Consider the following 22,116-nt stretch of genomic DNA (forward strand, 5'->3'; position numbering starts at 1 on the left):
ACGACGGGCGCATCGGGTTACGGCCCGATGCGCCGCCGTGAACCGAGAACTTCTATCAGGCCCAGCTGGACCCGACGGCGCTGTCGGTCTGCGCCATGTTGTTGCCGGCGCTCTGGACCTTCTGGCCGTGGGCGTTGGCCTGCTCGTAGATCACCTGGAAGTTGCGGCCCAACTGGGCGATGAACTCCTGGCAAGCCACCGAACCGGCGCCGCCCCAGAAGTCACCGGCAGCCAGCACATCGCGAACGATGGCCTGGTGCTCGGCCTCCAGGTTGGCGGCCTGGGCGCGGATCAGCGCGCCGTGCGCGTCGACGTCACCGAACTGGTAGTTAATGGTCATTGAACTGGTCTCCTTAGTTTGTGAAAGTTTTTAAGCTGCAGCGGCTTTCGCCGCCATCTGGCTAGCTGCTGAGGATCTGCTGCGAAGCCTGCTCTTGCTGCTCGTAGTTGTTGGCGTCGCGGATCAGTCCGTCACGCACTCCGTGCAGCATGTTCACAATGTTGCGGAAGGCCTGGTTCATCTGGCCCATCGTGTCCAGCGAGGTCGCCTGAGCCATACCGCTCCAGCCGGCGCCGGCGATGTTCTGCGAGGACGCCCACATGCGACGGGCCTCGTCCTCAACGGTCTGGGCGTGCACTTCGAAGCGGCCCGCCATGTCCCGCATAGCGTGCGGGTCGGTCATAAAGCGTGTTGCCATCTTGGCTATCTCCTTTGGGTTCGTGGATGTGTTGCTTGAAACTCAACCAGTTTGATTGATGTGATCACCGGGTCCGGACCTTCCGGAACCGCTAATCACCCGTAGACATCGACAGTCTTTCCCTTTCTCTCATCCGGCTGCCGGCGAATGCGGGACCACGCTGCTTCCGCGTGGCATCTCGAAACGAGGTTCAGCGTTCTCCGCTTCCCACTGTTTCCACTCCGCCCATTCATCCCACTCGTCGTTGGCCGGTTCGATCGGTTCCGGATCGACCGCACCTGGCACCGCGACGACGTCCTCGACACCTGATTCAGACTCCTTCGCCCAATGGTCGTAGTCGTCTGGTGGAACAGCCGTGCCCCAGCTCAGCGGAACCGATAGTCCGCCCAGCATGCCCGACTCGCCCCGTTTTGCCGCCACAGAATCGGGCGGCAAGGGCGGACCAAGAGGCAACAGCACGCCTGTCCCCTTTCAGTGCCGATCTCAACTTCTTCGTGCTCGTTGGTTACGTACCCGAGCACCAGCATCATAAGACAATCGCCCGAGGATTATCGACGGAATCAGGATTTTTGATGTCGTCAGATCTCCATATCGCCGCGCCCACGGCGACTCTGTCGCCGCACCTGGGGTTTTCCCGCGGGTGCGTCCCCCGGCACGGCGGCCCGGGCAGCCTCGAATCTGCCTTAGACCAACGCCTGGCCGCCCAACCCGGCGCGCAGGCGGCGGCCGGTGAGCCGAGACGGCACGATGCTGCTGCCGCCACACCCTTTGTCGGTGGTTGGTTGTCGGTGGTTGGTTGTCGCGGGTTGGTCCCGGCAACGACGGGCGGGCAGTTCACAACCCAGACCACGGGATTCAATGCGATCGATGTCGTCCGGCGATCCCGCGTGCGAACCGATGCCCGCTGCTTCGACATCGTCCGGCGGATTGCCGGGCATCGGACGAATTCAAGCCTCAACACACTTTTCGGTGCATCACATCCGCGTCGCTCAAGTCGCCGTCGATGGTCAAGGCCGAACGCCTGCGAGCGTCATACGAGCCGGAATCGCGCGGATATCAGGAAAGGCACATCGTTGGATTCTGGAACGCGTTCGCATTCAGCAGGGTCCGCTAGGCAGACCACGCACCGGCTGGGATTCCTGGGTCGGCATCATTTGCGGGTACGGAACCCGGTAAGGAATGGACGTCTTGGTCGTCGTGCCCAATATCGCGTTCGGTATGCACTGGGGCAACTTGGGGAGCGCCTTGAGGCGCGGGTGGTCCAGATTCGGTTTGGACGTATTGGGTGGCTGGGCGAAGTTGAACGTCGACGTCATATCGCCGACCGTCGCGTTACGCCAGGCGGACAGGTTGGGAACGGGCACATTGAAGCGGGTACTGATCAACTTCAACGTGGACGTGTGGTCGAAGGTGTCGTGATTCATCAGGGGTCCACGGCTGTACGGAGAGATGACGATGCAGGGGACGCGGAATCCCAGGCCGATGGGACCTCGGATTCCGCCGGAGCCCGGAACGGAGTTGATATCCGGCACCGTGAGGTACTCACCGGGGGTTCCCGGTGGCGGTGTCGGCGGGACGACGTGATCGAAGAAGCCACCGTTCTCGTCGTAGTTGACGATCAGCGCGGTCCTTTCCCAGACAGCCGGATTGGACAACAGAATCCGCAGGGTATCGACGATGCCGACGGCACCGATCGAAACCGGAAAGGCCGGGTGTTCAGAGAGCAGGAAGCCCGGCAGCACCCAGGACACCTTGGGCAGGCGGTTGTTCCTGACGTCTGAGGCAAAGTCCAGAGGGTAGGTGGGCGCGACACCGAAACGCGCCAGGTTCGACCGTGGATCTGCCGCCTGTTTGAAGTCGTTGATCAGGCCGTTGTAGCCGACGACGGTATTGTTCAGCGGCCCGAGCAGCTTGTTCTGGTACACCTTCCAGCTCACGCCGGCGGCTTCGAGGTTGTCCGGCATGGTAGGCCAGCTGTAGTGCTGCAGCGGCTGGATGTTGGGCTCCAAGATCACCGGACCGCCCTGGGTGCCGGCCGGGTCGATCCAGGCGCTCATCCAGTAGAGGCGGTTCGGGGTGGTCCCCCCCAGCAATGAGCAGTGATAGTTGTCGCAGACGGTGAAGGTGTCAGCGAGCAGGTAGTGGATCGGAATGTCGGCACGGGTGTAGTGCCCCATCGTCACCGGCACGTTGCCTTGTACCGCGCTGACCTGGGCCTGCGCCGGGAGCCAGCCGTCCATCGCGCCGCCGTTCCACGACTGGTGCTGAGAGATCCAGCCGTGGTCGGGGTCGTTGACGCATTCGCCTGCGACCAGCGGGCCGCGGGTGGTGTCGAAGCGGAAGGGCATGGTGATCCCGGCGGGGTCGTTCGCCTGGGTGGCGGGATTCCATCCCTTCTGCTGGAAAACTCCGGGCAGGGCGTTCGGGTCCTGGAAGCCGGCGGTGCTGGACATCGTGCCGAAATAGTGGTCGTACGAGCGGTTCTCCTGCATCAGCAACACGATGTGTTCGATATCGGTCAGGTGACCGCTGCAGGGGCCCGCGCCATAGGCTTTTTCGATAATGGGCCCGGCCAGGTCCATAAACGCGCCGGCGGTGGTGGCGGCGGCGGCTTTCGCCAGAAATTGCCGACGGGTCATTCCGTCGACTGGGTGTTCGCTCCGCACACGCCCTCCTTGGAGGCTTCTTGCGCCAGGTCGAGATCACGGTATAGTCGCGCGGGCGATCGACCCCGATATACCGACCGGCGTGTCGTCCTCACTTTGTTTTGCCGAGCCGACGAATTGCGCTGTCTCCTCGCCCTGGGCGATGCGGCTCAACGCCGCTAATTGCCGTGTTGTGACACGCCTAGTTAGCCGCTACGCGAAGCGACCGTTTTTGCCTGTTTTCCATGCGAATGGATCGCCGTGACGGTGCCGCCATTTCCAGGAATGCGGGGGGAGAGCATCCGGAACCCGGCCGGCGGATTGCGATGTCCACAGGGGCCGAACCGCGACGTCGGTCGTGGGTGGCGCTACCCCGCTGCGCATCCGAGCGTCAGCGCCACGCGGTCATGGGCATCCCCGGCGATCGCGGGCGTCGGTATTTCGGGGATCCACAGACCGAAAGCCGCCACGCAAATCGGCTTCATTAAAGGAAATCGCAGGAAAAATTTATTTAACGCCACATTCCTGATCGCTCTCTCAAGATATGAATTTCGCTACTTGTCCGGTGCCGACGACCACCGAATTGTGCGAGGTCAGCACCCCTGCAGGAGTACTGCCGGTAAAGGATCCGCTACCGGGATTCTTAGTACGGCGCCAGAAAACATTGCCGGTCTCCGATTACGCGCTGAGGATTGGAATTTGCGTGCCCGCCTATGGGTTCCGCAGCCGACAGCCACGTTGTAGCGTCCGTTTGCATGTGGCTCACGGTGCTGGTGTTAGCTTGTGTGGCGACGGCAGACCCGGTACGAATCGGCGTGAGCCTCGCGTTGTCCTCGCGGCGGCGGGCGGTCGGACCGCTGGTCGCGTTCTGGTTGGGCGGCATGGCGGTCAGTGCCGTCCTGGCGGCAATGGTGTTGTTCGCAGTCCGCGACCTCACCATCGCAGCGGTGTCCCGGGTGCAACTCGCCGCCGCGACCCCCGCCGCCGGCCACATCGAGATTGCGATAGGTGTGGTGGTCCTGCTGATAGCCGGCGTAGGTGTCGGCATCGCACCGCGTCCATGTCGCAGTCCCGACAGCCATCCGTGGGCACTGCAATTGCGGACGTCCGCGACGATCTCCCGTTTTTCCGAACGCGCCCGCGCTGCACTGCAGGCCAGGCCGCTTCGGATGTCATTCGCCCTGGGTGTGGGGATGATGGTGGACTTCCGATTCCTGGCCGCGCTGACCGCGATCCTGACGTCGGGGGTCACGATCCGAACTCAGGTCGGCGCAGCTGGCCTGTACACCTTGATCGCGCTGGCCTTTGTCGAGTTCCCCCTGGTCAGCCGACTGGCCGCGCCGGCGCGGACCGACCGAGTGATGTGTGCGGTGAACCAGTGGTCAAAGGCTCGTCGGCACCAGGTTCTCGCGTTGGTGATCGGTGTGCTAGGCGTCTTTCTGGTATCTCGTGGCATCGGGCACGTCTGACCGGTCGCGGTAGGCGATCGGTGCAGCAACGAAAAAGCGCGGGCGACGCATCCCCCAATACGTCACCCGCGCCGAAGATCGTCCGACTTATCCGACGCCGGTCCGCGGGATCACGCTGGGCCGGTTCTGCACCACGTGCGGGCTGGCACCGCCGCGGCCCATCATGCCGCCGGGCATACCTGCTCCGGCACCGCCACCACCCATCGGCATCGGCATCATCGGCATACCGCCGCCGGCACCCATGCCCGCGGCTCCGGCAGCCTGTGCCATCTCCGCGGCGTTGACACCCAACCCCGACATCGCGGAGCTGGCCATACCCTTGGGCACCGAACCCTGCCAGGTCGGCGGAACCGACATCGAACCCACTAGCCGAGCGTTGCCCAGACCTGCTGACATTCCGGCGCCGAGACCAGCGCCGCCGCCACCCAGCCCCTTCATCGGGTTGACGTCACCGACGAACTTGGGCGCGTCGACCAGGCCGGCGGCCGTCGACGCACCGGCCAGTCCGGCAGTGCTCGAGGCGGACGTGCCGGCCTGCATCAGCGGGCCGATCAGCATGCTGGCCGGCATCGCACCCATCTGAACGGCTGACATCGCCATGTCCACCGGGACCGCCGCGGCCGCGGACTGCACTCCCGCGACTAAACCGGGAGCCGCGGCCATGACGCCTTGGACCGCCGGGCTGACCGCCGCTGACGCCGAGGTGGCCAGTCCGGTGAACTGTGCGCCGACATTCGCGGCCAATCCGGCCAGGTCAACCGGCGGAACGGCGAACGGGGTCAGGCTCTCGGCCACCGCGGTCGCACCGCCGTGATAACCGAGCATTGCGGCCACATCCTGCGCCCACATCTCCACGTAGTCGAACTCGTTCGCGAAGATGGCCGGCGTGTTCAAGCCCAAGAAGTTCGTCGCGATCAACGTCATCAGCGATATCCGGTTGGCCTCCACCACCGCGGGATGCACCGTCGCCGTCAACGCTCCCTCGAACGCCGTCGCCGCCGCCCGCGCCTGACCCGCCGCCAGCTGCGCCTGGCTGGCCGCATCCGACATCCACCCCACGTAAGGCACAGCCGCAGCCGCCATCGCGGTCGACGCCGGACCCGCCCAGGGCCCGCCGGTCAAACCCACGATCACGGCGTTGAACGACGATGCCGACGCCGCCAGATCGGCAGCCAAGCTCTCCCAGGCCGCCGCCGCAATATGCAGCGGACCCGACCCAGCCCCGGCAAAAATCCGCGCCGAGTTGATCTCCGGCGGCAACCACGCAAAGTCCAAAATCATCGCATCCCCAAATCAGCCAGCCGCGCCAACGGCTCCATCACTCCACAACCATCACTGCTACCCGACCTGCGAGCATGCCCCTATCGGATCATAAAACAATCCACCGCAGCAGTCTGGCGTTTCGCCAAACTGGCTGCATTTCGGTATTCGCGCCCGGAATCGACTTTGTTGCTTGCTCAGTATATTCGGTTTCTGACGGGCCCCGGACACCAATAGTGTCCCGCCCGCTCGGTTGATCAGGCCCAGCTGGACCCCACGGTGCTGTCGGTCTGCGCCATGTTGCTGCCGGCGCTCTGAACCTTCTGGCCATGAGCGTTGGCCTGCTCGTAGATCACCTGGAAGTTGCGGCCCAACTGGGCGATGAACTCCTGGCAAGCCACCGAACCGGCGCCGCCCCAGAAGTCACCGGCAGCCAGCACATCGCGAACGATGGCCTGGTGCTCGGCCTCCAGGTTGGCGGCCTGGGCGCGGATCAACGCACCGTGCGCATCGACGTCGCCGAACTGGTAATTGATCGTCATCGGGTGGAGCCCTTTCTAGCTGCTCAGGATCTGCTGCGAGCCCTGCTCCTGCTGCGGTTAGTTGTTCGCGTCGCGGATCAACCCGTGCATCATGTTCACGCTGGTGCGGAAGGCGGTGTTCAACTGACCCATGGTGTCCCGCGAGGTCGCCTGAGCCATACCGCTTCGGCCGGCGCCGGCGATGTTCTGCGCCGACGCCCACATGCGGCCTGCCTCGTACGCGACCGTCTGAGCGTGCACCTCAAAACGTCCGGCAATCTCCCGCATTGCCTGCGGATCCGTCATAAATCGAGTAGCCACGAAATCGCTCTCGCCTAATAATGAAGCCCGAATGAATTCAATTCGGGAAGCTCGACAATTTCCCGGCTATCCGACGCCGGTCCTCGGGATCACGCTGGGCCGGTTCTGAACAACGTGCGGGCTCGCACCACCACGGCCCATCATGCCGCCGGGCATGCCCGCTCCGGCACCGCCACCCATGCCCATCGGCATCGGCATCATCGGCATGCCGCCCGCGCCGGCTGCCTGTGCCATCGCCGCCGGATTCGGCATCGCGCCCAGCCCGGCCATGGCCGAGCTACCCATGCCCTTGGGAACCGAGCCCTGCCAGGTCGGCGGCACCGACATCGCGCCCACCAGGTGGGCCTTACCCAGGTCGCCCGCCATTCCGGCTCCGAGCGCGGCACCACCGAGGCCCTTAGCGGCGGGCGCGAGGTCACCGACGAACTTCGGCATGTCCGCCAGATCAGCGGCTGCCGTAGCCCCGGCCAGCCCGGCCGTGCCGGTGGCGGATTGCCCCGCCTGCAGCAGCGGGCCGATCAGCATGCTGGCCGGCATGGCACCCGCCTGGACGAATGACATCACCGACTGCACCGGGAGGGCTGCCGCCGCCGACTGCACGCCCGTTGCCAAACCTGCGCCAGCCGCCACAGCGCCTTCCACCATCGGACTGACCGCTGCCGAGGTCGTCGTCGCAAATCCTGTGACCTGGGTACCGACGTTGGCGGCCAACCCCGCCAGATCAAGCGGCGGAATCGAGAACGGAGTCAGACTCTCGGCGACCGCCGTCGCGCCGCCGTGGTAGCCGAGCATCGCGGCGACATCCTGAGCCCACATCTCCACGTAGTCGAACTCATTGGCGAAGATCGCCGGGGTGTTCAACCCCAGGAAGTTCGTCGCGATCAACGTCATCAACGACACCCGGTTGGCCTCCACCACCGCCGGATGCACCGTCGCCGTCAACGCACCCTCGAAGAGCGACGCCGCCGTTCGCGCCTGAGCGGCCGCGGCCCCCGCCTGCGCACCCGCCTGACCCAACCAGTCCATGTAGGGCAACGCCGCAGCCGCCATAGACGCCGACGCCGGCCCCGCCCACGGCCCACCGGTCAAGCCCGTGATCACCGAACTGAACGACGACGCCGACGTCATCAGGTCGGCCGCCAAACTCTCCCAAGCCGCCGCTGCCGCATGCAACGGGCCAGGCCCGGCCCCGGTGAAAATCCGCGCCGAGTTGATCTCCGGCGGCAACCACGCAAAATCCAGAATCATCGCAACCCCAACCAAGCGAACCGTTCCGACTCGTCACGGGCAGCTCGCGGCGCGAACCAGCCCATCGCCGGATCGTAAGCCAAATCACAGAAAAAGTCTGCAGTCCGGCCAAGACTGCCTCGATGAATTTGATAGGAGCCGCCCGACCTGGGCGTGAGCAGGCGCCAGCCAGCCGCTTGTACACCAATTTGACGGTGGCGCCTAATATCGACGTGCCGCACACCGTCAAGACACCGAAATGCCGTTCTAGGAACCGGGGCTGTTAGAAGAAGCCTTTGAAGATTCCGGAAACACCGTTACCTGAGATGAGCAGACCCGAACTTCCGGTTCCGAACACGAAAAGTCCGGAGCTGGTGACACCCGCGATGAAGAAGCCCGCGTTCTGGACTGCCGCGTTGTAGATCCCGGCGTTGCCGTACCCGGTGTTGAGGATGCCTGAGTTGCCGCCCAGGGCGAGCGTGGTGCTGGTGTTGACGTAGCCCGAGTTGCCGAATCCCGAGTTCTGCCAGCCGGAATTGCCGCTGCCTGCGGGGTCGTTGTGACCGAAACCGGAGTTGCCGGTGCCGACGTTGAAGAACCCGGAGTTGGGCCCCGCCTGGGTCGCAGCGCTGAAGATCGCGGTGTTGAGGTCGCCGCCGTTGAAGGCGCCGGTGTTGATGTCGCCCGCATTCGCGAAACCGGTGTTGACATCGCCCGCATTGGCGAATCCAGAATTGACCGCGCCCGCGTTGAGAAATCCGCTGTTGACGCTTCCGGAGTTTGCGAAACTGGTATTCGAATTGCCGGAGTTGAAACTGCCGGCGTTGAAATTCCCGGAGTCGAAGAAGCCGAAATTACTGGTGCCCGTGTTTGCTGCACCGGTGTTCGTGTCTCCGGCGTTCCAGAAACCGGTGTTGATGTCGCCGGCGTTGCCGAAACCGAAGTTACCGATGCCGGAATTGCCAAAACCCAGGTTCCCGGTGCCGGAGTTGAAGAAGCCGACGTTTCCGGAGCCGGAGTTGAACAGGCCGATGTTGCCGGTGCCGGAATTGAGCGCACCGAACCCGAATTGGTTGTCACCGGTGAGACCGATCCCGACGTTGTTGTTGCCGGTGTTACCGAACCCGAAATTGCCGCTGCCGCTGTTACCGAAGCCGAAGTTGTTGCTACCGAGGTTTCCGCTGCCGACATTGCGGCTCCCGTTGTTTCCGGAGCCGACGTTGGTGTCGCCGACATTGCCGCCGCCGACGTTGGTGTTGCCGAGGTTGCCCGATCCCAGATTGGCGCTGCCGATATTGCCGCTACCCACATTCTGGCTACCCACATTGCCGCTGCCCAGGTTCAGGTTTCCCGTGTTGCCGCTGCCGACGTTGATGTCGCCCCGGTTGCCACTGCCGAAGTTCGTGTTCCCCACATTGCCGCTACCGGGGTTGGAGTTTCCGATATTTCCGCTGCCCAGATTGGCGTCACCGATATTTCCGCTACCCACATTAAGGGAACCGATGTTTCCCAGGCCGAGGTTGATGCCCTGAAGCGGTGCAGGCACGGAACTGGCCGCCGCCGCGCCCCAGTGCTGCCAGGACGACAACGCCGACGCCGCCGCCGAAGCCCCACCGTGATACCCCACCATCGCCGCCACATCAGCAGCCCACATCTGCTCATACACGCCCTCGACGGCAGCAATCGCCGGCGCGTTCTGACCCAACACATTCGACACCACCAACCGCACCAACACATCCCGATTAGCCGCCACCGCCACCGGATGCACCATCGCCGCCCGCGCCGCCTCAAACGCACTCACCGCCGCACCAGCCTGCTCGGCCGCCCCCGCCGCACCCACCGCCGCCTCACCCAACCACCCCGCATACGGCACCGCCGCCGCCACCATCGCCGACGCCGCCGCACCCTGCCACACCGAACCCGCCCCCACCCCCAGATCCCTGATCACCGCCGCAAACGAATCCGCCGCCGCCCCCAACTCCTCCGCCAACCCCGACCACGCCGCCGCCGCCTCCGCCAACGGAGCAGAGCCCGCACCCGAAAACATCCGCAACGAATTAACCTCAGGCGGCAACACCCAGAAACTCATCCCAAACGCCCCTCAATATGTGTCTCAGCGGAAGAAACCCGACTGCCCGGTACCGGAATTGAACCCGCCGGAGTTGTCGTCACCTGAGTTCAACACACCCGAGCTCGTGTTGCCGGTATTGGACCATCCGGCCAAGTTGTTGCCAGAGTTGACGATTCCGGCGTTGTAGGTGCCGATATTGCCGAAGCCGGAGTTGTAACCGGCGACCAGCGTCGGTCCTGCGTTGGAGAAACCGGAATTACCGAAACCGGTGTTGAAGAATCCGGAATTCGACCCACCCCCGGGGTCGCTGTTGCCCCAGCCCGAGTTGCCGGTTCCGATGTTGCCGAACCCGGAGTTGGCGACCGCCTGGTCGACTCCGCTGAAGAAACCGGTGTTGAGACTGCCGCCGTTGAATCCGCCGGTGTTGGTGTCACCCGCGTTCAAAAAGCCGGTGTTGACACTGCCGGCGTTGAACAACCCGGTGTTCGAATTACCGGAATTCCAGAACCCGGTGTTTCCGGCGCCGGAATTCCCGAAGCCGGTGCTCTGGGTTCCCGCGTTGAAGCTACCGGCGTTGCCCTTTCCGGCATCGAAGAAGCCGAAGTTGCCGCTGCCCGCGCTGCCGATGCCGGTGTTGGAATCACCCGAGTGCCAGAAGCCGGTGTTGAAACTGCCGGCGTTGCCGAAGCCGGTGTTGCCGTCACCGGAGTTGAAGAAACCGATGTTGCCGTCGCCGGAGTTGAAGAAGCCGATGTTGTTCGCACCGGAGTTGAACAGACCGAAGTTGCCGATGCCCGCATTGAGCGATCCGATGCCGCGCTGGCCGTTACCGGTGAGCCCGATCCCGATGTTGTCGCTGCCGTTGTTCCCGAATCCGATGTTGCCTGAACCCAGATTCCCGAAGCCGATGTTGCCGCCGCCGAGGTTCCCACTGCCGATGTTGAAGGTGCCGACGTTTCCACTGCCTAACGACAGGTCACCTCTGTTGCCGCCGCCGAGGTTGATGGTGCCGAAGTTGCCGCTGCCCAGGTTCAGGCTGCCGATGTTGCCGCTACCAAGGTTGCCGGCGCCGAAGTTGCCGCTGCCCGGGTTGAAATCACCCGAGTTACCGCTACCCAGGTTTCCGGTGCCGATGTTTCCGCCGCCCAGGTTGTAGTCGCCGATGTTGCCGCTGCCGAAGTTGATGTTGCCGAAATTGCCGCTGCCCAGATTGAGGCCGCCGACGTTGCCGCTACCGAGGTTGAACGAGCCGACGTTTCCGAGCCCGAGGTTGATGATCAGGTCGCCGACGGCCGCCGGTGCGGCAACCGCCGCGGCCGGTGCCGCCCGCAGCCCGGGCATCGCGCCGTCCCACCACTGCCGCCAGGACGACAACGCCGACGCTGCCGCCGAAGCCCCACCGTGATACCCCACCATCGCCGCCACATCAGCAGCCCACATCTGCTCATACACGCCCTCGACGGCAGCAATCGCCGGCGCGTTCTGACCCAACACATTCGACACCACCAACCGCACCAACACATCCCGATTAGCCGCCACCGCCACCGGATGCACCATCGCCGCCCGCGCCGCCTCAAACGCACTCACCGCCGCACCAGCCTGCTCGGCCGCCCCCGCCGCACCCACCGCCGCCTCACCCAACCACCCCGCATACGGCACCGCCGCCGCCACCATCGCCGAGGCCGCCGCACCCTGCCACACCGAACCCGCCCCCACCCCCAGATCCCTGATCACCGCCGCAAACGAATCCGCCGCCGCCCCCAACTCCTCCGCCAACCCCGACCACGCCGCCGCCGCCTCCGCCAACGGAGCAGAGCCCGCACCCGAAAACATCCGCAACGAATTAACCTCAGGCGGCAACACCCAGAAACTCATCCCAAACGCCCTTCTCCCGACGGGTTATTCTCAACCCCCGGTCGGGGCGTTACCGAGATCGACACGACTTCGGCGCAACGCGGCGCTCCGCAACGAGCGGAAAGGGCTAACTGCCTTTGAGTCGCACGGCCAGATAGTCGCCGACGTTGTCGATCGTCACCCGTTCCTGAGTCATCGCGTCGCGCTCGCGCACCGTGACGGCGTTGTCCTCGAGCGAGTCGAAATCCACCGTCACGCAGTACGGCGTGCCGATCTCGTCCTGACGACGGTAACGCCGGCCGATGGCTCCGGCGTCGTCGAACTCGATGTTCCAGGACTTGCGCAACTCGGCGGCCAGGTCGCGGGCCTTCGGGCTCAGGTCGGCGTGCCGGGACAGCGGCAGCACCGCTGCCTTGACCGGCGCCAACCGCGGGTCCAGTCGGAGCACCGAGCGCTTGTCAACGCCGCCCTTGGCGTTCGGTGCCTCGTCCTCGGTGTACGCGTCGATCAGGAACGCCATGAACGACCGCGTCAAACCGGCTGCGGGTTCGATGACGTACGGCGTGTAGCGGACATCGGTGGCTTGGTCGTAGAACGAGAGTTCGGTTCCGGAGTGCTTGCTGTGCGTCGACAAGTCGAAGTCGGTGCGGTTTGCGACGCCTTCCAACTCTCCCCACGGGTTGCCCTGGAAACCGAATTTGTACTCGATGTCGACGGTGCGGTCGGAGTAGTGCGACAGCTTCTCCTTCGGGTGCTCGTAGAGTCGCAGGTTCTCCGGTTCGATGCCGAGGTCGATGTACCACTGACGCCGGGTGTCGATCCAGTACTGGTGCCATTCCTTGGCGGTCGACGGCTCGACGAAGAACTCCATCTCCATCTGCTCGAACTCGCGGGTGCGGAAGATGAAGTTGCCCGGCGTGATCTCGTTGCGAAAACTCTTGCCGATCTGCCCGATACCGAACGGTGGTTTCTTGCGGGAGGTGGTCACGACGTTGGCGAAGTTGACGAAGATGCCCTGGGCGGTTTCAGGGCGCAGATAATGCAGCCCTTCTTCGGTCTCGATCGGACCCAGGTAGGTCTTGAGCATCATGTTGAATTCGCGCGGTTCGGTCCACTCGCCCTTGGTGCCACAATCGGGACAGACGATCTCGGTCATCGGCACTGAATCGGGATCACCGCCCTTCTTCGCCGCGTATGCCTCCTGCATGTGGTCCTGGCGGTGCCGCTTGTGGCAATTGAGGCACTCGACCAGAGGGTCATGGAAGACCTCGACATGGCCGGAGGCCACCCACACTTCGCGCGGCAGGATGATCGAGGAATCCAGCCCGACGACGTCGTCCCGGCCGGTCACGACCGAGCGCCACCACTGTCTCTTGATGTTCTCCTTGAGCTCCACGCCCAAGGATCCGTAATCCCAGGCCGACTTGGTGCCCCCGTAGATCTCACCCGAGGGAAAGACGAAGCCGCGCCGCTTGGCCAGGTTGACTACGGTTTCGATGACGGACGCCACGGGGGTGTGCGCTCCCTTCGGAGGTATCAGCAGACACGGGCAGCGACGACCACTGCCCGCAAATCATCCGTCATGGTAGCGACCGGTGTCCGGTCTTTGACATGCATCATCATGCATGTGACAGTGGAGGGCAGCCGCAGGCTGCTGTTGACGGACTCGTCAGTGGCGGCCCGAATGCCTCGAATCTTCAAAGGTGGTGACTCAAGACGGTGACATCGTCGACCCCTACTGCCGCCGATGACGAGCTGGCCGGCCATCACGAGCACAACGTTGACGGTCTGGCGGAGCGCCCGGCCTATCCGGCGCCGCCGTCGCGGGAGATCTTGGATGCCGCCGGTGAATTGCTGCGCGCACTGGCCGCGCCGGTGCGCATCGCGATCGTGCTGCAGCTGCGCGAGTCGCAGCGGTGCGTGCACGAACTGGTCGACGCGTTGGGTGTGCCCCAGCCGTTGGTCAGTCAGCATCTGAAAATCCTGAAAGCGGCCGGGGTTGTCTCCGGCGAGCGGTCCGGCCGTGAAGTGCTGTACCGCCTCGCCGACCATCACCTCGCCCACATCGTGGTCGACGCGGTCGCCCACGCTGGTGAGGACGACGAATGACCAACACCAGTGCTCGTTCCACCCGTCAGCGAGCGGCGATTTCCACCCTGCTGGAAACGCTCGACGAATTCCGCTCGGCTCAAGAACTGCACGACGAACTGCGCCGTCGTGGCGAGAACATCGGCCTGACCACCGTCTATCGCACGCTGCAATCGATGGCCACGGCGGGCATCGTCGACACGCTGCGCACCGATACCGGAGAGTCGGTGTACCGCCGGTGCTCGGAGCACCATCACCATCACCTGGTGTGCCGCAGCTGCGGATCCACCATCGAGGTCGGCGACCACGAGGTCGAAACATGGGCGGCCGAGGTGGCCGCGAAGTACGGATATTCCGAAGTCAGCCACACCATCGAGATCTTCGGCACCTGCGCGGACTGCCGCTGAGGGCCCAGTGCCGGCCGAGCGTGACTCCGGCTACCCGGCCGGAATTTGCTAGGCGGTCAGCTCGGCGCGTATCCGGGCACCGGTATCGAGCACCAACAGAATCAGGGTGCGCAGGGCGTCGTCGGTCAGGCCGGCGCCCGGAAAGTTGTAGCGCAGCATCACATCACCGGTCTTGGGGGCCTTGGTGCCCTTGTCCAGCAGTGTCAGCGAGCCGAAGTTGAGTTCCCGCGCCTGCGTGGCGACCTGCTCGCGGACCCTCTTGGTGAGCGGGAGATCCCAGGCCAGCACCTGCGTCAGCGACATCAGATCGAGGTCCTCGACGATGCGCACTACTCGCAGGGAGGCGAACGTGCCGTTGTGGCGGACGGTGAGGGCGCCGTCGGGCTCCGTCTCCACGGACAGCACTTCCCCGAGTATCGACGCCAGCCGATCCTGCAGCGAGCTCATCAGGCACTCCCGAACCGTCGGTTGCGCGACGCGTACTCCTCGCACGCGGCCCACAGGTCGCGGCGGTCGTAGTCGGGCCACAGCTTGTCCTGGAAGACGTATTCGGCGTATGCCGCCTGCCAGAGCATGAAGTTGCTGGACCGGTGCTCCCCCGAGGTCCGCAGGAAGAGGTCCACGTCGGGGATGTCGGGTCGCTGCATGTGACGCGAGATCGTCGACTCGTTGACGCGCTCTGGGTTCAGCCGACCGGCGGCGGCCTCGACGGCGATTCTTCGGGTCGCCTCCGCGATTTCCATGCGTCCCCCGTAGTTGACGCAGTAATTGATGGTGATGACGTCGTTGTTCTTCGTCACTTCCTCCGCGACGGCCAGCTCGTTGATGACGCTGCGCCAGAGCCGGGGCGCGGAACCCACCCAGCGGATCTTGACCCCCATCTGGTTCAGAATGTCGCGCCGTCTTCGCACCACGTCGCGGTTGAAGCCCATCAGAAAGCGGACTTCCTCGGCCGACCGCTTCCAGTTCTCCGTGGAGAACGCGTAGAGACTGAGCCATTTGATCCCGATTTCGACTGCACCACAGGCGATATCGATCACCACCGCTTCGCCCATCTTGTGCCCCTCGGTGCGCCGCAGGCCGCGTTGGGTGGCCCATCGGCCGTTGCCGTCCATCACTATGGCGACATGGTTGGGCAACTGGGCGGCGGGGATACGGGGTGCCACGGCTTTCGATGTGTGCTGCGGAGGACGCCGCGGCCCTCCGTCCGGCGCCGGCGGTAGCTCCGGGAAAACAACTGGCCAGGTGGACGTGTCGGGGAAGGTCGGATAGTCCGGGGGCGCGGGGGGAAGTTGCGGGAACTCGGCGGATTGCCGCCGTTCGGCCTTCTTAGCCACACTCGGTATCCTGCCCGATCAGTCCAGCGCGGCGTTCGGCGACCGTGCGATCCGCCCGGTAGACCCGCTCCACCAGGGGCAGCGTCTTGAGTTGCCGCTCCAGGTGCCACTGCAGGTGCGCGGCCACCAGTCCGCTGACGTAACTACGGTGCGCCGGCGGCGACTGCTCGGCGGACTCCCAATCGCCATCGTGCAACGCCGACATCAGATCCAGCACGCCCAATGGCGGCGTGGTGGCACCGGCTGGACGGCAGTGCGCACAGACGCTGCCCCCGGCGGCGATGTGAAAGGCGCGATGCGGACCGGGGGTGGCGCAGCGGGCACACTCGGCCAGCGCCGGGGCCCATCCGGCGGTGCTCATGGCCCGTAGGAGATAGGCGTCCAGCAGCAGATCGCGAGGACGACGACCGTCCGCCACCGCCCGCAGCGCACTCACCGTGAGCCGGTGCAGCGCCGGAGCGGGCGCCCGCTCCTCGCCGGCCAGACGTTCGGCGGTTTCCAGCATCGCGCAACCGCAGGTGTAGCGGCCGTAGTCGTTGACGATGTCGGTGGCGAACGCGTCGATCGAGACCACTTGGGTGACAATGTCGAGATTGCGGCCCGGGTGCAGCTGCGCGTCGATGTGCGCGAAGGGCTCCAACCGCGCGCCGAATTTGCTGCGCGTGCGCCGCACCCCCTTGGCCACCGCTCGGACCAGCCCATGATCACGGGTCAGCAGGGTGACGATGCGGTCGGCTTCGCCGAGCTTGTGCTGGCGCAGCACAACAGCCCGGTCTCGATACAGCCGCATCACAATAGTTTTGCACCCCGCCGCGACATCGCGGGTATCCGCGCCGATAGTCTCGTACCCCGTGGTTGGCGCTTCTGAGTTCGCTGCCGGGGTCGATTCCGGCTCCCGTGACCGGCGCTTGCCCACGTTAACCGACCTGCTCTACCAGCTGGCGACCAGGAAGGTTACCGCTGCCGAACTGGTCCGGCGTTCGCTGCATGGAATCGATGTGAGCCAGTCCACATTGAACGCGTTCCGGGTGGTGCTCACCGAGTCGGCCCTGGCCGATGCGGACGCCGCCGACCGCCGCCGCGCCGCCGGCGATACGGCCCCATTGCTGGGCATCCCGATCGCGGTGAAGGATGACGTCGACGTTGCTGGGGTGCCCACCGCGTACGGCACCAACGGATACGTTCCGCCCGCCACAGCGGACAGCGAGGTGGTGCGGCGCCTCAAAGCCGCCGGCGCCGTGATCGTCGGCAAGACCAACACCTGCGAGCTGGGCCAATGGCCATTCACCAGCGGGCCAGGCTTCGGACACACCCGCAACCCCTGGTCGCGCCGGCACACTCCGGGTGGATCGTCGGGCGGCAGCGCAGCCGCCGTGGCCGCCGGGCTAGTGACCGCGGCGATCGGCTCCGACGGTGCCGGCAGCGTCCGCATCCCGGCCGCATGGACGCATCTGGTGGGTATCAAACCGCAACGCGGTCGCATCTCCACCTGGCCGGAGCCCGAAGCGTTCAACGGCATCACCGTCCACGGCGTCCTGGCCCGTACCGTCGCCGACGCGGCACTGGTCCTGGATGCGGCGTCCGGCAACGTCGAGGGCGACCTGCACAAGCCTCCGCCGCTCACGGCGTCGGACTACGTCGGCATCGCGCCCGGTCCGCTGAAGATCGCCCTGTCAACCGGCATCCCGTACACCTTCTTCCGCGCCAAGCTGCATCCCGAGATCGCCGCCGCCATCCAGAAGGTGGGTGAGCAACTCGAACTGCTCGGCCACACGGTCGTCAAGGGCAACCCGGATTACGGTGTGCGGCTGTCGTGGGATTTTCTGGCGCGATCGATGGCCGGGCTGTGGGGGTGGGGAGAACGGCTAGGTGAGAACGTCGACTGGGACCCTCGCACCCTGTCCAACATGCGAACCGGTCACATGTTGTCGCAGGCAACCCTGCGCACCGCGCGCCGCCACGAGGCCGCCGCCCAACGTCGCGTCGGATCGATCTTCAACATCGTCGACGTCGTGGTGGCACCAACCACCGCGCAGCCGCCGCCACAGGCTCGGGCTTTCGACCGGTTGAGCGGTGTTGCCACCGACCGTGCCGTCATCGCCGCCTGCCCGTACGCGTGGCCGTGGAACGTTTTGGGCTGGCCGTCGATCAACGTGCCGGCGGGTTTCACCGCCGACGGACTGCCCATCGGCGTGCAGCTGATGGGCCCGGCCAACAGTGAAGGCATCTTGATCTCACTGGCCGCCGAGCTGGAGGCGTTCAGCGGCTGGGCGTCCAAACAGCCCAAGGTCTGGTGGAATACCGGCAACAGCACTCCCCCACTGCACAGCGTGCCGCAGCCACGACGCTGAAACCGCCGATACCGCATCGGGTTTGGATTGCACCACGCACTCCGCGGGATCGTTGACCGCTCCGCGTGGGGCGACGACATCCGTCCCGACTATCGCCGCCTCGCCGATGTCTTTCACCAACTGGGAGAATCCATTCCGGTGGCAGCCTGGACGTCGACCGCGTAGGTGTCATCGGCGGTTTCGAGCGACCGAAGCCGCGTCTGATCGTCGGACGCCGTCTCGACGGGGAGAACAAGCGCTCCGCGATGACCGACTGGGTCGCGGCCCTACCGGGCCCCGGCCCGTCATACCCGGCCGCCCGCAAGGATGCCGAGTCCTACGCGGAGTGTCGCGGAGAGTCTGCGCCACAACGGCATTGCCGTGGCGTTCCATCTCGCACTGCTGCTCTACCGGCCCGAGACCTAGGAGCGGCACGCTCTTTCACGTGGGCCGTCCGGACGAGCAGGTGCTCCGGGCGGTGCACGACGTGTTGGATCGGGTCCCGCCGACGAAGAAGATGCCGACACCGCGCGCTTCACCCGCAACTGCTTCGTGCGCTACGAAACCTCCTCGTGCCAAGAGGTTTTGTTGCTCTCCGACTTCGGCGACGGGCGTGGTCGTCGGTGGCGATCGCGCACGTCGAACGGTGTGTTCGACGAGTTCGGTTACCGGAACCGGTCTGTGGACGCAGTGCGGGACAGGGGCCTGCCGGAGGTCACGAACCCGGACATGAAAGCGAGCTGCGGGCGCCGCTACCCCGGGTCGAGCACCTCAATGATTCATGTCGTTCACAAATCTTTTGTTTCTTCGAGTCAAAGGTATTGGAAGCGTGCAATTATGAGCAGCGCCCCGTGTGCCGGTGGTCGAAGAATTGACGGGTTGGAGGACAACGATGTCGTATCTGATCGCATCCCCGGACGTGTTGGCGTTAGCGGCGGCAGAAGCTGCGGGTATCGGCTCCTCGATCAGGGCGGCCAGCCAGTCGGCGCTGGGTCCGACCAGCACGCTCGCGGCCGCTGCCGCGGACGAGGTATCAGAGGCGATCGCTTCGCTGTTCTCCGGCCATGCCCTGGACTACCAGGCTCTCAGCAAGCAAGTGGCAGCGTTCCACGAGCAATTCGTGCTGGCGGTGAATGCGGCCAGCGGCGCGTACGCGGCAGCCGAGGCGGTCAACGCCGGACCGCTGCAGCCCGTTGTCGACCAGGTGCTCGGTGCTATCAATGCGCCGACGAACCTGCTGCTGGGGCGTCCGCTTATCGGCGACGGCTACAACGGCACCCCCGGCACCGGACAGGCAGGTGGGGACGGCGGGATTCTCTGGGGCAACGGCGGTGCGGGTGGCTCGGCCGGAATGATAGGGCAGACCGGCGGGCGCGGCGGCAACGCCGGGTTGATCGGTAACGGTGGCGCCGGCGGCACCGGCGGCTTCCGAAGCGGGGCCGGCGGCGCAGGCGGCACCGGCGGTTTGTTGTGGGGTAACGGCGGGGCCGGGGGCACCGGCGGCTTCGGCGGACTGCTGTCCCCCGCCGGAATCGGCGGCACCGGCGGCTGGTCCCTGTCCTTCTTCGGCAACCCGGGTGCGCCCGGGTCGCCCGGAGCCATCCTGAACATGGTCACTCCGGAAGAGGCCATCCTTCTGCAATATATGGCTCCGGACAAGAATTTCCTGCTGATCGGCACCGACGGCACGAATCTGAGCAGAGTCCTGGCCGACCCGCTCAACGTGAACTTCCGCACCTTCATGTCGGAAGGCGTCACCTCCGCCTCGACGATCGTCGGGCACACCAGCGTCTCGAACCCGTCGTGGACGACCATGCAGACCGGTGTCTGGAGCGAGACGGCCGGCGTCACCAACAACGTCTTCACACCCTGGACGTACGACAACTGGCCGACGGTGTACAACCAACTCGAAGCCGCCTACGGCAACCAGATCGACACCACGGTCATCGCCAACTGGCCGGTCATCACCGATATCGCCGGCGCCGGCACGATTCCGGCCGACAACATCCAATTCGTCGGGCACTCCGAGAACGACCCGCTCTGGTTCGCATCGAACAACGAAGTGGGCACACTGAGCCAGCAGGCGATCACCAATGCCGACCCGACCAAGGGCAATTTCGTCTTCTCGTACTTCGTCGGCGTTGACGAGGTGGGGCATGAATTCGGCGGCGCCTCGCCCGAGTACGCGGCGGCCCTTCGCAACATGGACGCCAACCTTGGCCACTACGGCACCATGGTCGGTAACGGTTCCGGCTTGCTGGGGGCGGTGTCCGACTGGGAGATCACCAACGGCGAGGAATGGGATGTGCTCATGGTCACCGACCACGGCCACATCGATCCCAACCAGTTCAACCGCGGTCACGGCTTCCAGTCACCCTACGAGACAGCGACATTCCTCATCTGGGATCAGGCCGGCTCCACCCAGGACGGGCTCATCAACAACTCATGGCAGATCGTCAGTACGACGCCGACAGTCCTCAACCAGTTCGGTCTCACTCCGCCGGCGTACATGCAGGGTGCGCCGCTGACCTCCCCCGTCTTCGACGGCACCTACGTCGATCCGGGCCCAAATCTGTACAGTGTGATCAGCGCCGACTTCGGCGCGCAGGGCTACCCCGACCCCATCGTCAACTACAACCTCGACGCGCGGACCGTCGCGGCCACCATCCCCTACCTGGTGTTCGACCCGATACAGGGCATCGTCGACTCGGTGCCGAGCTTCCTGCAGCTACCGGTGTCCTGGGTCGGCGCCGGCGTCTACCAGGCACTCAATATCCCCGCCCAGGTCTTCGTCCGGCTCACCGGCGTGACCGGCAACCAGATCATCCCGCCGATCCTGAACCCGTTCTACCCCTAGGAAGTCGAGCGGTCGAGCGGACCCCCGGCGGCCGAAGGCCCACGGCACGGCACCCGGAGGGAACGCCTATTCGCCCACGCCCCTCGTCGCGTGAAAGGTGTTGCGGTAACTCAGCGGGGCGACGCCCGACAGCCGGCGGAACTGCTCACGGAAGTTCGCCGGCGACGCGAACCCAACTCGGCGAGAAATGGTTTCGACACCGTAATCGGTGCCTTCAAGCAGCTCCTGGGCGTGGCGGATCCGCACGCCGTTGACCCATTGCATAGGCGTCTGACCGGTCTCGCGTTTGAAGCTGCGGTTCAGCGTGCGCACGCTGGTCGACGCCTGGCGCGCGATGTCGGCAAGGGTCAACGGGCGGTGCGCGTTGATCTCGATCCAGGCCAGGACGGCGTCGAGTTCGGTATTGGCCGCGCGCCGGTTGCGAACGATGAACTGGGCCTGACCTCCCCTGCGGTGCAGGGGGGCGACGGCCAACCGGGCGGCGTCGGCGGCCACCGCTGAGCCGTAGTCCCGGCCCACCATGTGCAGGCACAGGTCCAAGCCCGCGGAGGCGCCAGCCGAGGTGAGGATCTGGCCTTCGTCGACATACAGCGCATCCTGGTCGAGTCGCACGGCGGGATAGGTCGCGGCGAACAGCTCTGCCGCCATCCAGTGCGTGGTCGCCCGTCTGCCGTCCAGTATCCCGGCAGCAGCCAGGGTGAACGCGCCACTGCAGATCGAGGCTATTCGAATTCCGTTGCGGTGGGCTGCCTTCAGGGCGACGACGACGTCGTCGCGTACTGCCACGCTGACATCGTTGCGTCCGGGGACGATGACGGTATCCGCCGCCGCGAGCTCCTCGAGCCCGAAGTCGGTGGTGATCCGGATCGGTCCCGCCGAGACGACGGGCTGCGCACCACATACCCGCACCTGGTAGCCGGGCTCGCCGCTGCCCAGCCGGGCACGGGTGAATGTCTCTATCGCGATCGCCAGGTCGAACGCGATGACGTCCGGCTCGGCGAGCACGGCGACCACATGCATGAGTTGGCAAT

At 65.2% G+C, this 22,116-nt stretch carries 20 protein-coding genes; 5 read left to right on the forward strand and 15 right to left on the reverse strand.

Annotated features, from left to right (window positions below; translation table 11 throughout):
* Positions 1–55: 55 nt before the first annotated feature.
* The 4 genes from JX552_RS20435 to JX552_RS20450 all read right to left on the reverse strand — a co-directional run bounded on the left by JX552_RS20435 (position 56) and on the right by JX552_RS20450 (position 3,337).
* Entirely contained in the window at positions 56–340 is a 285-nt protein-coding gene (locus JX552_RS20435; protein ID WP_065142966.1) for a WXG100 family type VII secretion target, read from the reverse strand.
* Between the two features lie 61 nt (positions 341–401).
* Positions 402–698, reverse strand: coding sequence for a WXG100 family type VII secretion target (locus tag JX552_RS20440; RefSeq protein WP_065036524.1), 297 nt, complete (start codon positions 696–698; stop codon positions 402–404).
* 129 nt (positions 699–827) lie between these two features.
* Positions 828–1,157 carry a hypothetical protein gene (locus JX552_RS20445; RefSeq protein ID WP_205873730.1) on the reverse strand — a complete coding sequence of 110 codons (330 nt, stop codon included), beginning with the start codon at positions 1,155–1,157 and terminating at the stop codon, positions 828–830.
* Positions 1,158–1,795: 638 nt separating this feature from the next.
* Entirely contained in the window at positions 1,796–3,337 is a 1,542-nt protein-coding gene (locus tag JX552_RS20450; protein ID WP_205878585.1) for a phospholipase C, read from the reverse strand.
* 761 nt (positions 3,338–4,098) lie between these two features.
* Here JX552_RS20450 and JX552_RS20455 point away from each other — a divergent pair.
* Positions 4,099–4,812 (forward strand): GAP family protein, encoded by a 714-nt coding sequence (locus JX552_RS20455; protein WP_205873731.1) that lies wholly within the window; start codon positions 4,099–4,101, stop codon positions 4,810–4,812.
* Positions 4,813–4,899: 87 nt separating this feature from the next.
* On the opposite strand, the gene JX552_RS20460 is transcribed toward JX552_RS20455, so the two are convergent.
* From JX552_RS20460 to JX552_RS20490, 7 genes are all read right to left on the reverse strand, one after another.
* Entirely contained in the window at positions 4,900–6,093 is a 1,194-nt protein-coding gene (locus JX552_RS20460) for a PPE family protein (protein WP_205873732.1), read from the reverse strand.
* Between the two features lie 236 nt (positions 6,094–6,329).
* A complete protein-coding gene (locus tag JX552_RS20465) occupies positions 6,330–6,614 on the reverse strand; it encodes a WXG100 family type VII secretion target (protein ID WP_205873733.1) in 285 nt (94 codons plus the stop codon).
* A gap of 57 nt (positions 6,615–6,671) precedes the next feature.
* Positions 6,672–6,914, reverse strand: a complete 243-nt coding sequence (locus JX552_RS20470; protein ID WP_205873734.1) for a WXG100 family type VII secretion target — start codon at positions 6,912–6,914, stop codon at positions 6,672–6,674.
* A 66-nt stretch (positions 6,915–6,980) separates the two neighbouring features.
* A complete protein-coding gene (locus JX552_RS20475; protein WP_205873735.1) occupies positions 6,981–8,162 on the reverse strand; it encodes a PPE family protein in 1,182 nt (393 codons plus the stop codon).
* Positions 8,163–8,424: 262 nt separating this feature from the next.
* Positions 8,425–10,230 (reverse strand): PPE family protein, encoded by a 1,806-nt coding sequence (locus JX552_RS20480; RefSeq protein ID WP_205873736.1) that lies wholly within the window; start codon positions 10,228–10,230, stop codon positions 8,425–8,427.
* A 24-nt stretch (positions 10,231–10,254) separates the two neighbouring features.
* Positions 10,255–12,087 carry a PPE family protein gene (locus tag JX552_RS20485; protein WP_205873737.1) on the reverse strand — a complete coding sequence of 611 codons (1,833 nt, stop codon included), beginning with the start codon at positions 12,085–12,087 and terminating at the stop codon, positions 10,255–10,257.
* A 106-nt stretch (positions 12,088–12,193) separates the two neighbouring features.
* Complete coding sequence (locus tag JX552_RS20490) at positions 12,194–13,603, reverse strand: glycine--tRNA ligase (RefSeq protein WP_205878586.1); 1,410 nt, start codon at positions 13,601–13,603, stop codon at positions 12,194–12,196.
* 182 nt (positions 13,604–13,785) lie between these two features.
* On the opposite strand from JX552_RS20490, the gene JX552_RS20495 reads away from it, so the two are divergent.
* Both JX552_RS20495 and JX552_RS20500 read left to right on the forward strand, forming a co-directional pair.
* Positions 13,786–14,175, forward strand: a complete 390-nt coding sequence (locus tag JX552_RS20495) for an ArsR/SmtB family transcription factor (RefSeq protein ID WP_205873738.1) — start codon at positions 13,786–13,788, stop codon at positions 14,173–14,175.
* Positions 14,172–14,561, forward strand: coding sequence for a Fur family transcriptional regulator (locus JX552_RS20500; RefSeq protein ID WP_205873739.1), 390 nt, complete (start codon positions 14,172–14,174; stop codon positions 14,559–14,561). The genes JX552_RS20495 and JX552_RS20500 overlap by 4 nt, the downstream gene beginning before the upstream one ends.
* A 48-nt stretch (positions 14,562–14,609) precedes the next feature.
* On the opposite strand, the gene JX552_RS20505 is transcribed toward JX552_RS20500, so the two are convergent.
* The 3 genes from JX552_RS20505 to recO are packed head-to-tail and all read right to left on the reverse strand — an operon-like array spanning position 14,610 to position 16,688.
* Positions 14,610–15,008 carry a hypothetical protein gene (locus JX552_RS20505; protein ID WP_205873740.1) on the reverse strand — a complete coding sequence of 133 codons (399 nt, stop codon included), beginning with the start codon at positions 15,006–15,008 and terminating at the stop codon, positions 14,610–14,612.
* Positions 15,008–15,898 carry a decaprenyl diphosphate synthase gene (locus JX552_RS20510; RefSeq protein WP_205873741.1) on the reverse strand — a complete coding sequence of 297 codons (891 nt, stop codon included), beginning with the start codon at positions 15,896–15,898 and terminating at the stop codon, positions 15,008–15,010. The genes JX552_RS20505 and JX552_RS20510 overlap by 1 nt, the downstream gene beginning before the upstream one ends.
* Positions 15,891–16,688: a DNA repair protein RecO gene (recO, locus tag JX552_RS20515; RefSeq protein WP_205873742.1), complete on the reverse strand. Its 798-nt coding sequence runs from the start codon at positions 16,686–16,688 to the stop codon at positions 15,891–15,893. The genes JX552_RS20510 and recO overlap by 8 nt, the downstream gene beginning before the upstream one ends.
* A gap of 61 nt (positions 16,689–16,749) precedes the next feature.
* On the opposite strand from recO, the gene JX552_RS20520 reads away from it, so the two are divergent.
* Together JX552_RS20520 and JX552_RS20525 are read left to right on the forward strand one after the other, a co-directional pair.
* On the forward strand, positions 16,750–18,249 hold the full coding sequence (locus JX552_RS20520) for an amidase (RefSeq protein ID WP_205873743.1): 1,500 nt from the start codon (positions 16,750–16,752) through the stop codon (positions 18,247–18,249).
* Between the two features lie 871 nt (positions 18,250–19,120).
* On the forward strand, positions 19,121–21,085 hold the full coding sequence (locus tag JX552_RS20525) for a PE domain-containing protein (protein WP_205873744.1): 1,965 nt from the start codon (positions 19,121–19,123) through the stop codon (positions 21,083–21,085).
* 66 nt (positions 21,086–21,151) lie between these two features.
* Here the strand turns inward: JX552_RS20525 and JX552_RS20530 are convergent, their stop codons facing one another.
* Entirely contained in the window at positions 21,152–22,105 is a 954-nt protein-coding gene (locus tag JX552_RS20530) for a GlxA family transcriptional regulator (RefSeq protein ID WP_205873745.1), read from the reverse strand.
* Positions 22,106–22,116 lie beyond the last annotated feature (11 nt).

Origin of the sequence: Mycobacterium gordonae (genome assembly GCF_017086405.1) — a bacterium.
GTDB classification, from domain to species: Bacteria; Actinomycetota; Actinomycetes; order Mycobacteriales; family Mycobacteriaceae; genus Mycobacterium; species Mycobacterium gordonae_D.

Coding starts and splice junctions, on each gene's coding strand:
- JX552_RS20435 (WP_065142966.1), bottom strand. CDS start 340: ATGACCATTAACTACCAGTTCGGTGACGTCGACGCGCACGGCGCGCTG.
- JX552_RS20440 (WP_065036524.1), bottom strand. CDS start 698: ATGGCAACACGCTTTATGACCGACCCGCACGCTATGCGGGACATGGCG.
- JX552_RS20450 (WP_205878585.1), bottom strand. CDS start 3,337: ATGACCCGTCGGCAATTTCTGGCGAAAGCCGCCGCCGCCACCACCGCC.
- JX552_RS20455 (WP_205873731.1), top strand. CDS start 4,099: ATGTGGCTCACGGTGCTGGTGTTAGCTTGTGTGGCGACGGCAGACCCG.
- JX552_RS20460 (WP_205873732.1), bottom strand. CDS start 6,093: ATGATTTTGGACTTTGCGTGGTTGCCGCCGGAGATCAACTCGGCGCGG.
- JX552_RS20465 (WP_205873733.1), bottom strand. CDS start 6,614: ATGACGATCAATTACCAGTTCGGCGACGTCGATGCGCACGGTGCGTTG.
- JX552_RS20475 (WP_205873735.1), bottom strand. CDS start 8,162: ATGATTCTGGATTTTGCGTGGTTGCCGCCGGAGATCAACTCGGCGCGG.
- JX552_RS20480 (WP_205873736.1), bottom strand. CDS start 10,230: ATGAGTTTCTGGGTGTTGCCGCCTGAGGTTAATTCGTTGCGGATGTTT.
- JX552_RS20485 (WP_205873737.1), bottom strand. CDS start 12,087: ATGAGTTTCTGGGTGTTGCCGCCTGAGGTTAATTCGTTGCGGATGTTT.
- JX552_RS20500 (WP_205873739.1), top strand. CDS start 14,172: ATGACCAACACCAGTGCTCGTTCCACCCGTCAGCGAGCGGCGATTTCC.
- JX552_RS20505 (WP_205873740.1), bottom strand. CDS start 15,008: ATGAGCTCGCTGCAGGATCGGCTGGCGTCGATACTCGGGGAAGTGCTG.
- recO (WP_205873742.1), bottom strand. CDS start 16,688: ATGCGGCTGTATCGAGACCGGGCTGTTGTGCTGCGCCAGCACAAGCTC.
- JX552_RS20525 (WP_205873744.1), top strand. CDS start 19,121: ATGTCGTATCTGATCGCATCCCCGGACGTGTTGGCGTTAGCGGCGGCA.
- JX552_RS20530 (WP_205873745.1), bottom strand. CDS start 22,105: ATGCATGTGGTCGCCGTGCTCGCCGAGCCGGACGTCATCGCGTTCGAC.